The sequence below is a fragment of the Leifsonia sp. TF02-11 genome, assembly GCF_017565305.1.
Lineage (GTDB): Bacteria > Actinomycetota > Actinomycetes > Actinomycetales > Microbacteriaceae > Leifsonia.
Genome location: NZ_JAGEKP010000007.1, coordinates 230,452 through 246,588 on the forward strand (window position 1 = coordinate 230,452; position 16,137 = coordinate 246,588).

At 67.5% G+C, this 16,137-nt stretch carries 11 protein-coding genes; 3 read left to right on the forward strand and 8 right to left on the reverse strand.

Going from position 1 to position 16,137, the window contains the following annotated elements; translation table 11 throughout:
* Positions 1 to 4: 4 nt before the first annotated feature.
* The 7 genes from JNB50_RS11385 to JNB50_RS11415 all read right to left on the reverse strand — a co-directional run bounded on the left by JNB50_RS11385 (position 5) and on the right by JNB50_RS11415 (position 8,925).
* Entirely contained in the window at positions 5 to 2,011 is a 2,007-nt protein-coding gene (locus tag JNB50_RS11385) for a beta-galactosidase (RefSeq protein ID WP_208040250.1), read from the reverse strand.
* Positions 2,008 to 3,651, reverse strand: coding sequence for an FAD-dependent oxidoreductase (locus tag JNB50_RS11390; RefSeq protein ID WP_208040251.1), 1,644 nt, complete (start codon positions 3,649 to 3,651; stop codon positions 2,008 to 2,010). The genes JNB50_RS11385 and JNB50_RS11390 overlap by 4 nt, the downstream gene beginning before the upstream one ends.
* A 46-nt stretch (positions 3,652 to 3,697) precedes the next feature.
* Positions 3,698 to 4,621 (reverse strand): carbohydrate ABC transporter permease, encoded by a 924-nt coding sequence (locus tag JNB50_RS25035; protein ID WP_208040252.1) that lies wholly within the window; start codon positions 4,619 to 4,621, stop codon positions 3,698 to 3,700.
* Positions 4,618 to 5,565 (reverse strand): carbohydrate ABC transporter permease, encoded by a 948-nt coding sequence (locus JNB50_RS11400; RefSeq protein ID WP_208040253.1) that lies wholly within the window; start codon positions 5,563 to 5,565, stop codon positions 4,618 to 4,620. The genes JNB50_RS25035 and JNB50_RS11400 overlap by 4 nt, the downstream gene beginning before the upstream one ends.
* 10 nt (positions 5,566 to 5,575) lie before the next feature.
* Positions 5,576 to 6,898, reverse strand: coding sequence for an ABC transporter substrate-binding protein (locus JNB50_RS11405; RefSeq protein WP_208040254.1), 1,323 nt, complete (start codon positions 6,896 to 6,898; stop codon positions 5,576 to 5,578).
* Positions 6,899 to 6,959: 61 nt separating this feature from the next.
* The gene (locus JNB50_RS11410) at positions 6,960 to 8,039 is read right to left on the reverse strand and encodes a LacI family DNA-binding transcriptional regulator (protein WP_208040255.1); all 1,080 of its coding nucleotides are present in this window, start codon (positions 8,037 to 8,039) and stop codon (positions 6,960 to 6,962) included.
* Between the two features lie 442 nt (positions 8,040 to 8,481).
* Positions 8,482 to 8,925, reverse strand: a complete 444-nt coding sequence (locus JNB50_RS11415; protein ID WP_208040256.1) for a hypothetical protein — start codon at positions 8,923 to 8,925, stop codon at positions 8,482 to 8,484.
* 576 nt (positions 8,926 to 9,501) lie between these two features.
* Between JNB50_RS11415 and JNB50_RS11420 the strand changes: the two genes are divergently transcribed.
* The 3 genes from JNB50_RS11420 to JNB50_RS11430 all read left to right on the forward strand — a co-directional run bounded on the left by JNB50_RS11420 (position 9,502) and on the right by JNB50_RS11430 (position 13,240).
* Positions 9,502 to 9,945 (forward strand): hypothetical protein, encoded by a 444-nt coding sequence (locus JNB50_RS11420; protein WP_208040257.1) that lies wholly within the window; start codon positions 9,502 to 9,504, stop codon positions 9,943 to 9,945.
* 1,248 nt (positions 9,946 to 11,193) lie between these two features.
* Positions 11,194 to 12,633, forward strand: a complete 1,440-nt coding sequence (locus JNB50_RS11425; RefSeq protein WP_208040258.1) for an Ig domain-containing protein — start codon at positions 11,194 to 11,196, stop codon at positions 12,631 to 12,633.
* Between the two features lie 46 nt (positions 12,634 to 12,679).
* Entirely contained in the window at positions 12,680 to 13,240 is a 561-nt protein-coding gene (locus JNB50_RS11430) for a hypothetical protein (RefSeq protein ID WP_208040259.1), read from the forward strand.
* Between the two features lie 114 nt (positions 13,241 to 13,354).
* Here the strand turns inward: JNB50_RS11430 and JNB50_RS11435 are convergent, their stop codons facing one another.
* Complete coding sequence (locus tag JNB50_RS11435; protein ID WP_208040260.1) at positions 13,355 to 16,012, reverse strand: discoidin domain-containing protein; 2,658 nt, start codon at positions 16,010 to 16,012, stop codon at positions 13,355 to 13,357.
* Between the last annotated feature and the right edge of the window lie 125 nt (positions 16,013 to 16,137).

A 16,137-nucleotide genomic window follows, 5' to 3' on the forward strand; every position in this document is an offset into this window, starting at 1 on the left:
TCCGTCACCCCTCTCGCGCGACGACGCGGACGCCGCCCGCTGCCAGCGGAGTCGAGGGAGTGACCGCGGTCTGTATGAGCAGATCGATGCCCTCCACGTCGACCCAGACCGGCGCGCCGGTGTGGTTGAGCACGAACAGGAACTCGCGGTCGGGGGAACGTCTGCGCACGATCTCCACTCCGGCCGGGGAGGCGGCGGGGGGCACCAGGCCGCGGGCGGCGCACAGCTGGTCGACCAGCCTGCCGAGCGCGGCCTCGTCCAGCTCGGTGGAGACGTACCACGCGGTGTCGCTGGCGCAGGTGACCGCGGGCAGACCTTCCAGGGGCCCGGCCGCGTAGCGGGAGTGCACCTCTGCTGCGGTGACGGTCACGCGTTCCGCCCAGAGCGTCCCGTGCCCGCCGGCACTGAGCGCGACGGAGTCGCCGGGGAGCAGCGGGAAGAACTCGTCGACGTGGACGCCGAGCAGTTCGCGGAAGGCGCCGGGGTAGCCGCCCAGACGCACCCGGTTGATCGGATCGACGATGCCGGACAACGCCGTCACCACCACGGTGCCGCCGCGGCGCGCGACAGCGGCGATGCGTTCTGCGTCCTCGTCGGACACGGCGTAGAGGCCGGGGACGATCACGAGGTCGTAGGTGTCGAGCTGCGCCGACGGAGGGACGACGTCGACGCGGATGTTGCGCTGCCAGAACGCATCGTGCCAGGTGCGGGCGGCGTCGCCGTACGTGATCGCGCCCGTGGGTTTCGGCCCTGCCTCGTACGCCCAGCCGGCCTTGTCGTCGAACAGGATGGCGACCCGGGCCGCCTCCAGGAGCGTGCCGCTCACGGGGCGGAGGTCATGGAGGTGCTGTCCGAGGACGACGATGTCACGCCAGGTCGCCGAGGCTGTTCCTGCATGCGGGAGCATCGCCGAATGGAACTGCTCCGGCCCGGCCGCCGAGGCCCGCCACTGGAAGAACAGGGCTCCGTCCGAACCGCGGGCGATGTGCCCGAGACTGTGCCGGATCAGCTCGCCTGGCTGTTTCGCGAGGTTGACGGTCTCCCAGCTGACGGCTCCGGCGGCGTGCTCCATCAGCAGCCACGGGCGCTCCCGGCCGGCCAGGCCCCGCACCCGGTCGCCGGAGAACGCGATGTCCTGGGCACGGCGGGGATCGCCCTGGCGCGTGTAGTGGTCGTTCGCGACGATGTCCAGCGACGGCGCCCAGGCGGCGTGGTCGACGACCCCTGCGCGTGCGTTGACCATGAGGTTCGTCGTCACCGGCTGACCGACGCCGGCCCGCACGAGGACGTCCCGCTCGCGCAGGAAGTACCGGTGCAGAGCCTCCGACGAGAAGAGGTCGAAGTCGAGGACGAGCGAGGGGTTCTTGACCAGGCCGCTCCCGCGCGGCGGCTGGACCTGCTCGAAGCGGCGGTAAGTCTGCCCCCACACGGCGGTGCCCCAGGCGTCGTTCAGGGCCTGGATGGAGTCGTACTTCAGCGCGAGCCAGGTCTGGAAGGCGGCGGCGGACGCATCGCAGTAGCAGCGGGCGTTGTTGCCGCCCAGCTCGTTGCCGACGTGCCACATCGCCACCGCGGGGTGATCGCCGTAGCGACGCGCGATCGCGTCGACGATGCGGTCGGCGTGCGCAGCGAAGGCGGGTGAGCTCGCACACCAGCCCTGCCGGGATCCGGGAGGACGGCGGTTCCCGTCCTCATCCACCACGAGGATCTCGGGATGCTGCTCGAGCAGCCACTGCGGGGGCGAGGCTGTGGGCGTGGCGAGGTCGACGGCGATGCCGTTCGCGTGGAGCAGGTCGATGATCGTGTCGAGCCACTCCCATTCGAACACGCCGTCGTCGACCTCGAGCAGCCCCCAGGAGAAGACGCCGAGGGTGACGAGGTTCACCCGGGCCTCCCTCATCAGCGCGACGTCTTCGAGCCACACCTCGCGCGGCCACTGCTCGGGGTTGTAGTCGCCGCCGAAGCTGAGCCCGTCGGTCGGCCAGGCGGCGCGCGACGCCGAACCGCTCATGACGCCCTCACGATCGGCACCGCCTCGGATGCCGAGCCGGTGGTACGGATCTCGTCGCTCCAGGCGAGAGCGATCCCGAGGGTGTCGCCGAGCAGCCGCTGGTAGTCGGCGACCCGCTCCGGGTCGGCGTGGACGGCGCCCGGCACCGTCCGGTTGCGGAGGCAGTACGTGACCAGCGCACCCACGGCCTCGCCGATCGACCACTCGACGGGGTGGAGTCTGTACGCCCCGTTGGTGATGTGGGTGGTGCCGATGTTCTTGTTGGACGCGAGGAGGTTGTCCATGGCCGCCGGAATCAGGGCACCGAGCGGGATCTGGAAGGGGTAGCAGTCGATGTCGACGTACGTCCTCCCTGCGGTGCTGGGGTGCAGGTCGATGCGGTAGTACCCGATTCCCACGCTGTCGGCGAAGATCTCCGACCCTGCGCCCGCGGGTCGCATATCCCGGCCGATGTGCGCTTCGGTCACCGTGGACAGAGCCCGGATGCGGCGAGACTCCCGGACGTAGACGGCCTTGGCCAGTCCGTCGGTGGTGCCCATCACGTCGCCGCGCAGCCGCAGCTCCGGGTAGCCCGTCCCTCCTCCGAAGCGCGGCGCCTCGGTCTGCATCCAGTGCACGAAGCTGAGGGTGAGATCGCGGGCACCCTCTGCAGCGAGCGCGGCCTCGGCGGCTGACACACCGACGAACGGCCGCTCCCAGTAGTCGGCCTGCGGCCAATTCAGGAGGGTCACCTCGCCGCCCGGCCAGCCGGGCGCGAGGTTCGAGCGGGCGACGATCCTGCGGTAGTGCCAGAGATCGCGGGCGCCGCTCCGCTCCGCGTCTGCGGGGTCGGTCTCGAAGATCGGACGGGTGCGGCGATCGAGCGTGATCGGCTCGATGTCGTCCCACGACAGCTGCGACCCGGGCCAGAACGGGGCCACCGTGGTCTTCCAGTGGTCGTAGCCGGCCGGACGTTCGATGGTGTGGTCCTCTCCCGGACGGCACTCGAGCGCCGCGCACCACGTGACCGCCTGCTGGTCGAAGGGGTTCGCGATGTCGGGGGCGTGCAGCTCGCCCGTCTGGGCGGACGACTCGGCACCGATGACGTAGTCCACGCCGCCGAGCTCGAGGAGGTCGCCCAGTTCGGTGGCGTCCGCCACGAACCCGGCGTGCACGGCGAACTCGTCCCCGGTACGCAGGTCGCGGAACCGGACCGCTTCGATCCGGGCATCGTGGCGGGAGACCGCGATCGGCTCCACCTCTTTCAGCACGGTCACCAGTCCGCTCGCGATGAGCGGCGACAGCAGCTCCTCGATCGCAAGCGCGGCGACCCGCGGTTCGTGGCACAGGCGCGACACGAACCCGAGGCCCGGGTTGAGAAGCGGGTCGTCTTTCGCGGAAGTCGTCAGGGGATAGTTGCGTCGATAGTGGTCCCTGATCCGTTCCCGCAGTTCCGAATAGCTCGGCGAGATCTGCAACGTGTCGATCCACTCGTGCTCGTCCGGCGGGACGCCCTGGCTGGAGAGCTGTCCGCCGAGCCAGTCCGTCGGCTCGGTCAGGACCACCCGGACGCCGAGTCGGGCGGAGGTGAGCGCTGCGGCGACGCCGCCAACTCCCCCGCCGACGACGAGAAGCTGGGTGGAGAGATCCCGAGAGGGCATGGAGGTGGTGCCTTTCATTTCGTGTGGATGCAGGACGCCGGCGAGTTCAGCCTTTGAGGCTGCCTTCGGAGAGCCCGGAGATGAAGCTGCGCTGGTTGAACAGGAAGACGATGAGCACGGGGACGGTGGCGATCACCGCTCCCGCCATCACCGGCCCGTATTGCACGTTGCCGCTGCTGAGGAAGCGGGCCAGCGCCAGCTGCACGGTCTGCGTCTGCGGCGAGCTCGTCACCACGAGCGGCCAGAGGAAGTCGTCCCACACTCCCGTGAACGAGAAGATGGCGACCACGGCAACGAGGGGGCGCGCGAGCGGCAGGTAGATCCTGCTGAAGATGCGCCATTCCCCTGCGCCGTCCACGCGGGCCGCCTCGGCGAGCTCGACGGGAGCGCTGAGGAAGAACTGCCGGGCCAGGAAGATGTTCATCGGCGCCACCAGGTACGGGAGCACGACCCCCGCCAAGGTGTCGAGCAGACCGCTGCCTCCGTGGCCGAGCAGATCGTTGCCGCCGGCCAGGGGGAACCCCCGCGCCATGAGGAACAGCGGGATCAGCGTGACCGAGATCGGGATCGCCGTCGTGGCGATGAGCGCGTAGAAGACGACCGAGCTCCCGGGGAAGGGCAGCATCGCGAACGCGTACCCGGCGAGGACCGCGATGACGCAGTTCGCGACCACCGCGACGACCGCGACGATGGCCGAGTTGGTCAGCGCCCTGCCGAGGTTCGCGTCCCTGAACGCCGTGACGAAGTTGTCCCAGGTCGCGTCTGCCGGGATCAGGGAGACCGAGCCAAAGGCGTGCTGCTCCGGTGTGAAGGCCAAGGAGATCACCCACACGAAGGGCGTGACGACCAGGAGTGTCACAACGAGGAGCACGAGGATGCTCGCCCCGTTCCGCATTCCGGGGATGAGTCTCCTGCCGCCTCGGCGGTGGGCGAGGACGGCGCCTCTGCGCCGGCTGGTGATGGAACTCACTTCTGTCTCCCCGTCATGCCGCGGATGGTCAGGAAAGAGAACCCGATGATGAAGGCGAAGAGGACGAAGGCCATCGCCGACGCCGTTCCCATCTGGTTGTACTGGAAGGCCTCGGTGTAGATGAGGTAGTTGACCGTCGTCGTGCTGCCCAGCGGGCCGCCCTTCGTCAGCACGTAGATCTCGGCGAAGCCCTGCGCCAGGAAGATGATGTCCATGGCGATGACATACGTCAGCATGGGCTTCACGCCGGGGATAGTCACGTAGCGGAAGCAGGCCCAGCGGCCGGCGCCGTCGACGCGAGCAGCCTCGTAGAGCTCCTTCGGGATCGACTGCAGGCCGGCCAGCAGCAGCACCATGTTGCTGCCGAGCGCCTTCCAGATCCGCATCGCGGACGCCGCCGTGAGCGCGGTGTTCTGATCCAGCAGCCAGGACTGGTCCGGCAGGCCCAGCGCGCCGAGGATCTCGTTGAACAGGCCGTGCTGCGAATACATCCAGAGCCAGACCAGGCTGACGGCGGTCAGCGAGACGATGTGCGGCACGTAGAGAGCGCTGCGGAACAGGCCAACCCCGCGGAACGGCCGGTTGACCAGGAGCGCCAGCAGGAGGGCGAGCACGACCGTCGCCGGCAGGACCATCAGCACGTACCGGCCGGTCACCCAGAGCGCGTTGCCGAACTCCGGGTCGGTCACGATGCGCGCATAGTTCTCCACGCCGATCGGCTTGGGCCCCGACCTCCGGATCGGGTTGTAATCGGTGAACGAGAGGACGAATCCGTAGATCACCGGGACCATCTGGAAGATGAGCACATAGAGCGCCGCGGGCAGCACGAACAGCGCGCCGGTGATCCTCAGCCGGGTCCACCGGCGCGGGCGCCGTGCGGGGCCCGCGGGCGAGGCGGGCGCCGACGGTGCGGCACCCGCCTCGACGATCTGGTCGACTGTCATCGGACGGCCGTCAACCGTTGGCCTTCAGGATGCGGTCGGCGTCGGCTTTCGCTGCGGCCAAGGCAGCCGCTGGTGTCACGGTCCGGTGGAGGGCCTGCTCGAGGTTCTTGTCGAGCACGTCCCGCACCTGCACCCAGCTGGGGACGTTGGGGTTGCCGCTGTAGTCGGGTGCGGCCTTCAGGAACGCCTGGATGATGGGGCTGCCCTTGACATATGCGCTGTCGACGGCCGAGGCGCGGAGCGGGACGGCGCCGATGCCCTCGGTGTACTTCGCGTTCACCGCCGGATCGATCAGGTAGGTCATGAACTTCCAGGCGGCATCCTGCCGCTTGCTGTCCGCGTTGATCATCAGGTGCGTGCCGGCGCCACCCAGCGCGGCCGGGTGCTCGCCTTCGAAGCCGAGCGGCTGCATGATCCTGAGGTCCTTACCCGGTGCGGCCGCCTTGATCTGGGTGGCGGACGTCGGCTGGACCATCGTCATGGAGGCGGTGCCCTGCACCAGGGGCTGCTGAGCGGCCGGCGCGTTGGAGAAGTCCTCGCCGAGGTTGGCGGAGACGGCGTCGGGGCCGTCGTAGAGGCTGGCGAAGTACTCCAGCGCCTTCTTGCCTGCGGCCGAGTCCCAGACGGCCTCCGTCCCCGCCTTGTTGAGCGCGTCGCCTCCCGCGCCCTTGAGCAGCGTCTGGAACGTCTGCTGACGCCCGATCGCCTGGGAGGGCAGCAGCAGCCCCGAGCGGGTGATGGTGCCAGAGCCGTCGCGCTGCGTCAGCTTCGCCGCATCGCTCTTGAGGGCCTCCCACGTCGTCGGCGGCTTGTCGGGGTCGAGTCCGGCGGCGGTGAAGTCGGCCGCGTTGTACATGATCAGGTTGCCGGTGCGGGACGTGGGGATCGTGTAGTTCTTGCCGTGCACCACACCGCCGTCCAGCGCGCTGCCGAGGTCCTGCTGGTCCTTCTTCGGGAGGCCCTTGATGCGCGAGGTGAGGTCGACGATACGGTCGTTCGCCACGAAGTCGGCGACGGCGGCCCCGCCGTGGCCGAACACGTCCGGCGCGGTCCCGGCGGCGAAGGCGGCGTTGAGCTTGGTGGACATATCGCCCCAGTCGACGAAGGTGACCTGGACTTTCGTCCCGCTCTCCTTCTCGAATGCCGGCACGATCGTGTTGTTGACGAGGTCGATCTCGGTCTGGTTGTTGCCGGGGAACCAGACGGTCAGGGTCCCGCCTTCGTCCTTCGACGTCCCCTCGCTGGAGGCGCTGGTGCACCCGGCCAGGAGGAGGGCGGCGCTGGCGGCGGCGATGGCCGCGCCGAGCAGATGTCGTGGAGCGACGGTGCTCATGTATTCTCCTTATTCGTATTAGCAGCCTATGGACTGCCGGGGTTTCATGGGAGGGGGAAAGCTAGACGCCGCGAGACGTGAGGGCCGGGTCCGCAACGAGGCCTGCCGCGGCTCTCGGCCGGCCGACGGAGACGTCGGAGGGAGCGCCGCACGCGAGCACGGCGACGCGGTCAGCGCCGAGCGTGCCGTCGATGAGGTGGTTCAGCATCGTTACAGCGAGCCGCCCCATCTCCCGTCGAGGGATGTGGACGTGACTGATCGGGTCGTTGAGCTCGCCGATCGGGTCGGTGTCCAGACAGATGATCGAGACGTCGTCCGGCACGCTGAGCGACAGGCGCTTGACGACGGCGCCGAGAGCACGAGCGAGCTCGAACGATTCGGCGAGGATCGCCGTCACTCCGTCGTCGAGCTGCCGACGCACCCACGTCTCGTCGACATCGGCAGGCTCCACGAACGTCTCGGTCGGCGCCGGGATGCCGTCGACGGCGAATGACTCGCGGATCCCGGCGAGCCTCTCCAGCTGAGAAGGTCCCCGGACGGTGATGCCGAGATAGGCGACGCGGGCGTGCCCGAATGCGGCGAGCACGTCGGCGACGGGTCGCATCCCGCCGCGATAGTCCGCCGTCACGTGCGGGATGTCGACGCCGGGGACGACCCGGTGACCGATGAAGACGAACGGGTACCCTTCGGCAGCCAGCCGTGCGAGCTCGTCGTCGTCCTTCTTGAAGCCGAGCATGATCGCACCGTCGGCGAGCCGGAGGCGATTGGCGCCGCTCCCGTAGATGGACCGGCTGCCGTCCGCGCGTTGTGTCGAGGCGAAGAGGACGAGGTCCAAACCTTCGTAGACCGCCTGCTCCTCGATGCCGTTCAGGAACTCCCGGTAGTAGTCGCTCGACGCGACCGGGAAGACGGGCTCGAAGGTGTGAACGCCGATCAGTCCGTTCCTGCCGCCCTTCAGAGACCGCGCGGCGACGTTCGGGACATAGCCGAGCTGGTCCATGGCGGCGCGGATCCGCGACTCGGTGGACTCCGGGATCCCATTCTCGGATGCCCGGCCGTTGAGGACCATCGACACGGCCGCCTGCGAGACACCGGCGATGCGCGCGATGTCGCTTTGCCGTGGAGCACGCGGGTTCGACATGCCTTCTCCTCATCGAGCGGCCGGGTGGGCTGATAGGTATAAGTGACTATTGCAGACGCCTGCAGGAGCTGTCAACCATAGCGACGGCACCACGGCGAAGTGAACCATCGCACGCGCCATTCTCACTGTTGTTGACCGTTCCTCCCGTGCGCGCACGAAGGCCGCTCCCGTGTTGGGCGGTGCTGCGCTCGTAGCGCCTTTCCCAACGAGGCCGTGGTAACTCGCAGCCCTCGTTACCCCTGGTGGAAGTCCGCGGGCATCACTTTACGAATCCGGTCTGGGCATGGAATCTTCATGGTCGTAAGGACGGGATGCGTCCTGCCGAGTGTCGCCTCTTCGGTGTAGTCGGAGAAGTCCGCGAGCCAGCCACCGGCTAGGAGATCCTGCGACGACCGAGCACTACCGGTAGTCCCGCCGCGATGCGATCGCAGACGCGGCGCCCTCAGCGCCGCTCGATCGGTAGCAGCATGATGTCCGCCATCAGGTCCTCCGAACCACCGCGCGTCATCCTCGCCGGCGTCAGCGCCACGATGTCGCTGCGGAAGATGCGGCCGACGCCGCGGACCAGTGCATGGCTCGCGCGCGCACCACGGTGCTCCTCGGGGACCTCGACGTAGTCGATGATCACCAGGCTGTCGGCGAACAGCGACTCCTCGTCGACCACGCTGAGGCGCTCCCGGTCGAAGAAGGCGCCACCCACGGCCTCGAGCTCCGCGCTCTCGGCGTCCAGCGCATCCAGCCACGCGCAGTCCAGTCTGACCCGGGCCAGAGACGCTGTCGCGAGCACGGTCTCGCTGCGCGCGCCGTCGTCCTCGTCGAACTCCAGCGCCTTTAAAGTTGCGCTCCAGAGTTCGACCTCCAGCTGACCCTCACCGCTGCTAAGCACAACTCCTACACCCGACCGGCGCCGATGATTTCTCGGAGGTCCTCCACCGGCGTCCTCCTCGCGCTGTGATCCGTCGCTCAGTGAATCACACCGGTGGCGCGAAAGCCGCGCGAAATGCTCAGCCTCATCTCACTTCAAGGGGTCGGGATTTCGTCAACGACTTGTCCTGGAATCAGAACGATTCGGCACGTGAGGTGGGCGCCGTCGGACGATCAGTTACCCGAGAAAGCCGTCCTCTGCCATTGACGTCGCGGCTGCCTCCGCTTCCTCGAACCGGTCGCTGCGAATAGTGTCGACGGGGGAGTCGTGGCCCAAGAGAGGGTTCGAGCCGATGAACCACATCCGCGCTACCTCGTCACCCTGCGAGGCTCCAATCGCAAGCCAAGAGCTATAGGCGGACCGCAGTCGACGCACGGCGGGGTTCTCGGGCTCCGAGCCATCAATACTCGCCCATCCGTAGCTGGCGTTTGAGTCATGGGAGCCAGCTAGCGGTTCCTCGATAGAGGGGAAGCCGAGAAGGGCAGCCCCCGCAGCTGTCCCTTACATGCGGCTACCAACTGCCGATAGGTGCCTAGCGTGACTTCGAAATCAGCCGCAACCCAAGCCATCGACGTCCAGCAGCTGCTGGGCAAGCCCGCCGCAGCGAACGCCGCGATTAAGGCTGGATTGGACAAGATTACGATCGGAGACGAGTCGTACGGGGTTGCCCGTCGGTTCCTCGAACGACGGATGGAGGTCGCTCGCTCCACGAGGACCGTTGGTCTCGCATCAACGGCGTTGCTCGTGGCTATGGGTGGGGCCTTCTATGCTTCTGCAACTCCCGCCGCTGTGGTTCTCTGGATAGCAGCAGCCGCATTGGCAGTCTTGTCGCTGTTTGCTTCGATGAGCGCGGCCGCTGATGAGCGGCGCATTACGGAGCTGGAAGTCCGAACGGCACTGAACCATGCACCCGCGCCGGTGGCTCAACCAGGACACGTCGGTCGAGTCATGCGAAGCCTCGCTGTACGGTTTCATCCGTGACCACTAGTCCTAGTCGCGGTGTCTCCGCGGTGCTGCCAGCGGCCCGCGTGGTTAAGCGCGACGCCATCGGCAGTGCGGGGTCGCCGGTCACTCCCGCCTGAACCTCTCGCTTACGTACCGGAACGAGATAAAGGTGCTTCTTCTCGCCGGGAAGAGGGCGCCGTATCCAGAAGAGTGGGACGAGGACTCGGAGCTCGTCGTAGATGGTACTGAAGCGCCGCGAGAGGTTGGAGCGTACGTTCTAGCGAAGCTGGAAGGCGTCGCAGGACACAACACCTCGGATAATCATTCCGGCTCCGCCTGAGATTCGGCGCATGGCCAGTTGCGGGACGGCGGCGCCTCGCGTCCGGCGTGGCTGGCTCCTCGCCGAGCGCTGTGTCGGGCGACAACTCCAATGCGGCTATATGGGTTCAAATCCCACCGGTACCGCCACGAAAAACCCCCGCGATCCCTTTGTTTGCAAGGGATCCGGGGGTTTTCGCTTTCTAAGGCACGGTCACTTGCCCACACTTCGCCCACGCGTGAATCGCTGCATCCCTCGACTTACTCGTTCGGACAAGCGTTCTCCGATGCGCGATTGCGTACCAGTACGCTCAGCACGTGGATTGGACTCTGGCGCCGCTGATTGTCGGCTTTCGGCTGGTGGGCCTCGCCGCGGGGGTCGCGGCGGTGTGGGCAGCGGTGAGAGGCCGTGGCCGCATGATGGATTGGGCGAGAAACCGAGATAAGCGCCCATATCGTCCGTGGGAGCTCATTGTCACGGGGTTGGGTTCGGGTCTCGCGATCGCTCTTATCGTTATGGCGATTTCGATGACCGTCTGGGTCTTGCAAGGAGAGCCGGCTTGACTGCAACTAATTCGGCGCGGGGAGCGCGTAGTACAGCGTCCGGATTTCACCGCGACCGCGGCGACACGCACATCGCAACGGTCGGCGTACCGTCCACGGTAGCTGTGCATGTCCATGAACTCGATCTCGATTCGCGCGTACTCGCTCTCGAGGTGATGGTGAGCGCCTCCGGTTCGTAGACGTGCCGCCCGAAGCCTTGTGGCTCTCCGCGGTGTGTCACCCTCACGAGATCGGGAGGGGCCGCTGGAGGCGGTATGCCTTGTGCGAACAGCCCCCCAGCACTAGCCTGCCTCACCGTAGGGGAAGTTTCGCGTGATGGCGGCTGCAAATTCAGGGAACGATGCGATTTCAGCCCGGCACCCGATCAGATCGGCGCGTGCCGGGTCGGTCGCGGCCGTCGGGGTGCCGGGCGCCCTCCTGCTCGGGATGCTCGGTGCGACCCTGAGCGCCGCGGGACCAGCCGCCGCCGCGACCGTCGATGTCCGGAGCGTCTGTACCGCGTCGCAGACCAGCGGCACCACCATCACCCTCACCGCCGACTGCGCCACGACCGACAACCTGACCGTTCCCGACGGATTCACGCTGAACGGAGCGGGCCACACCATCACGGCCACCGACGCGTCGCTGGCCAGCCCGCTGCTCGGGGCGGTACTGAGCAACGCCGCCGGCGCGACCTCGATGAACATCGAGAACCTCACCGTGCGGGGTGCCTACCTGCCGCGCGCCGCGAACGACGCCACCACCAACGCGCCGTTCTTCGGGATCCAGTTCCTGTCCGCGTCCGGATCGGTGACGAATGTGACCGTCACCGGGATCACCCGTCACCAGACCTACAACTTCGGGCAGGGCATCCAGATCGACGCCACCAACGGCACGCCGCAGACGCTCACCGTCACGAACGCGCAGGTCACCGACTTCCAGAAGAACGGCCTCACCGCCAACGGCGCCGCCACCATGAACGTCACCGGTTCCACCCTCGGGCCGCCGGACACGACCATTCCACTGCCTCCGCCGCCGGTCCCCGGGAACATCGCGCAGAACTCCGTGCAGTACTTCAACTCCAGCGGCGTGTTCGCGCACAACACCGTCGTCACCTACACCGCCGACAACTCGGTCAGCAGCTCGACCGGGATGCTGCTCTTCACCGCCGACAACGTCACCGTCGACCACAACACCATCACCGGACCGAGCGGCGCCGACATCGGCATCAACGTCAGCGGCGGCACGAACATCACCATCTCGTACAACGCCATCGGACGATCCCCGATCGGGCCGGGACTCCACGACTTCTGGGGGTTCGGCGCCGCCGGCTACTCCGGTGCCGGCGCGACGACGACCCTGATCTGCAACACGTTCTCGGGCTGGAATCTCAACCTGCGCTCGCTGACCCAGCCGCCGTGCATCATCACCACATCGCTGCCCGATGGGACGGTCGGGACGGGGTACTCGACGGTCTTGGAGGCAACGACAGAGAACCCGCAGCCCGAGCTGACCTGGAGCGTGGTCGGCGGCGGCCTCCCGCCCGGACTCACCCTGAACCCCGACGGGACGATCACCGGGACGCCGACCACCGCAGGAACCTACGCGTTCACCGCGCAGGTCTCCGACCCCGTCGACGGGATCGCGACGCGCGAGTTCACGATCACGATTCACCCGACTCCGCCTCCGCCACCCCCGCCACCGCCGCCGCCCGCGCCGCCGGGGACGGCCGAGGTGGGCGGCACGACCGAACTCGCACCGACCGGCTCCGGCACCGACGGCGCCCTCGCGCTGGCGATCGTGCTTCCGCTGGCCGGGGCCGCAGCGCTCGTCGTTCGCGGCCGGCGTCGCCGATCGGGCTGACGTCGGGGTGCGGAAGCCTCACGGCAGCACCACTAGAGTGACGCTCGTGAGTCATGCCGACAGCGCCAGCCCGCCCGTGGTCGTCTCAGCGCCGCATCGCAACGTCGTGGCGAACGTCGCCGGGGGGACCTTCATCGGCGTCGTGGGTCTCCTCGCCGGCGCGGGCATCTTCGTGCCATACCCCCCTGCGGAGAGCACCGTCCGGCTGCCGCTGATCATCGGTGCGATCGTGCTGATCACCTTCGCGGTGTTCTGCGTCGTACGCGCCCCCAGGCTCGGGGTGACCCTCGACGCCGACCGCGCGGTCGTCACCGGTCAGTTCTGGTCGCGCACGGTGCCCCGCGACTCGATCGTGGACGTCGCACCGTTGCCCGCGTTCGTCTGGCGCGACGCGAACGGCCGAAAGCACCGCACTCCGATCAGCGCGCTCAACGTCTGGCGCGACGTCGATCGCGCCCCAGCGGAACTGCGCAACGAGATAGCAGGGAAGACCCGCGCCATCATCGATTGGGCGCGCTCCGGAGACAACGCCTTCGCACGGACGCCGGTTCCCGCCGACGACACCGCCGAAGAGACCGAGGATCCGTTCAGCACTCTTGGGCTGTAGGCCGGACGTCGCGCACGGTCACGGTGCGGTCACCTCCCGCGGTGTGCTCCTGCTCGTCCACGCCCAACGGGGGACCGCGGGGCTCCAGGCGGATACCTCGCGGTCCCGCGCAGGTCACTGCACCGTCAGGTCCACGGGCCACACCGTCGTGTCGTAGCTGCTGTCGCCGTTTCTGTCGACCACGAATCTCACCTTGTCGCCCGACGTGATCGGGGTGGAGAACGAGGTGTCGAAGCCGAAGGCGTCGGTGGCGGAGAGGGTGGCCCAGCCCGATGCCGGCCAGACCTGGGTGTTGTTGACCATGACCTTCGCCCGTACCCCGTCTCCTCCCGTGACGTCGCCCTTCTGGATCCAGCCGGCGACGGAGAGCGTCCCCGTGGCCGAGGCCGTCCAGGTGCGCACCGACGCCGAATTGGTGTCCGGGTGCTGGTAGTCGGCCGCGACGAGCGTTCCGGTGCCCGGGCGCTCCCATCGCATCGTCGACGCGTTCCAGGTCAGGTTCGTGTAGTTCGTGCCGTCGAAGTACTCGTAGGAGAACCCGTTGGCGCCCTGCGTCGAGGAGAACGCGGAACTCGAGCTGGTCGTCGACTTGACCGTCGAGTACGCGATCGTCGGGTTCCAGGCGGTGCTGTCCGCGGTGGTGTCGCCGTTCGCGTCCACGACGAAGAGGACCCTGTCGCCGGCGTTCACATGCTGATAGGTGTCGACGTTGTATCCGGTGCCGTCGTTGTACGCGATGGTCTGCCATCCCGATGCCGGCCACACTGTGGTCCTGTTGACCATGACCCGCACCCGCACGCCGTTTCCCGCGGAGGTGTCCTGCTTGGCGACGTTGCCCGTGATGTGCACGACGCCGTCCGCCGGCGCCCTCCAGACTCGCGCCGCCGCGCTCGCGTCCGGCTGCACCGTGCTCGAGCCGACGGCAGCGAGCGTACCGGCCTTCTGCCACTGCGATGCCGACGCGTTGTAGGTCATCGGCACCCACTGCCCGTAGGTTGCCGCCGGATCGAGGGGCGACTGGTACATGTACGTCCAGCCCGACTGGCCCTGCGTCGATGAGAAGCCGGTGGAGGCGGTGTACGTCGCATCGACGGCCGTCGGAGCGACGGGGTCGGTGGGGGCGGGCGCCGTGTTGTTGTAGACCTCGAACTCGGCCAGGTCGAAGTTGAATGGGACGAACGGCTCAGCATTGCCCGAGAGCCGGCTCCACGACAGGCGCACGTAACGATAGTTCTGGCCGGCGAAGTCCAACGTCACGGTCGCGCCGTCGCGGGGCTTCTCGAATCCTGTCTTCGAGGTGATCGTCGTCCACGGTCCGCTCGCGCCCGACGATCCTGCGAGACTGAAGTCGGTCGGGAAGCCGTTCCCCCATTTGGCGGCCGGCTGCAGCCGGACCCGGTTGAACGCCTTGGTGGAGCCGAGGTCGACCTGGATCCAGCCGGTGTTGTCGGCGGTGTTGGTCCGCTTGTCGGAGATGAAGTCCGTGCCGAAGTCGCCGTCGACGAGGTTCTGGGCCGACCCGAAACCGAAGTTCGAGTCCGCGGTGGCCGTGACGCCTGCGGCGAGGTTGGTCTGGGTGTCGAAGGTGATGAGGCGGCGGTGGACCTCGTAGTTCTTATTGCCGAGCACGTAGAACATCCAGGCCGTCTGGCCGATCTGGTCCGATGTCGCGTTGGCACCCGTTCCCGCTCCGACGAGGTTCACGTACGCGATGAAGTTCGCGCTGTCGCCGTAGGTCGAGGACTTCGCCGTCTCCTGGTAGAGGAACTCCGGCTTGCTCCAGTCGACCAGGTTCGTGCTGTAGCTGAGGTAGACGCCCTCGCCGCTGGCAAAGCTGAGCACGTACTTGTTGAGGTAGGTGCTCCAGACGATCGAATGCTGTTCGTTCTTGGGTTGGCGCTGGTTCGCGGCTGAGAGCACGTAGGTCTCGTGGCCGCCCTGGCCGGGCTCGGTGAAGGCGCCGTTCCAGTACTTGTACCAGGTTCCGGGCGCTCCCTTGTCGGAGATGGCCGAACGCGCGACAGCCATGTTGCCGCGGTTGGTGGCGACGCCGGCGGGAACACCCGCCGGGTTGATGTAGGTGAACTGGTTGTAGATCATGTAGAGGTAGCCGTCGTTCCCGGGGATCACGTCCAGGTCGCCCGGCCCACCGACCTTTGGCCAGCCGGCCTGCGAGTTGCAGTCGTTCGCCGGCGGCTGGAAGTTCCGTGCGCCGTCGAGACTCAGCGCGACTCCCTGGTAGGTCCAGTTCGCGCCCTGGTCGCTCGACTTCCAGACGCCGATCGTGCGGAGGTCGGACCCGACGCCGGGATTGCCGGTGTTGCACTGCGAGCCGTCCTCCGTGTGCATGTAGCTGTACCAGTCTCCCGTCGCCGGGTCCTTCCAGAGGGTGAACGGCCACCAGCCCTCCGAGTCGTAGACGCGGCCGCGATCGGTGTGTCCCGTGGTGAGGCCGTTCATCTTCGTCGTCGGCACCAGATGGTTGACATCCGAGCCGCTGAACTGGAACTGCTCGCACGCGCTGCTGTTCACGGGAGGGAGGGCGACGAGACCGCCGGTGCCCATGTCCTTCAGCGCGAACGCACCGTCGGTCCAGCAGTTGAACGGCTCGCTGAGGGTGTCGGCGCCCAGCGAGACGTTCACACCGCTCGGGGTCTGCGTCGGCAGGTTGAGCACGCCGGGGGAGGCGGCGAACGCCCAGGCTCCCCCGCCGAGGAGGAGTGCGGTGACACCGACCGTTGCAACGATTCGTGATCGCAGCGCTTTCTTCATGTGCATCTCGTTTCTTCATTGAGAGATGGAAGCTTTGTATCGATGCAAAAGGTAGAGTATCCACGCGAGGTCTGCAAGACTCGCGTTTCACGATCGACCGGGTTGGAGAGTGCCGATGGGGGCAG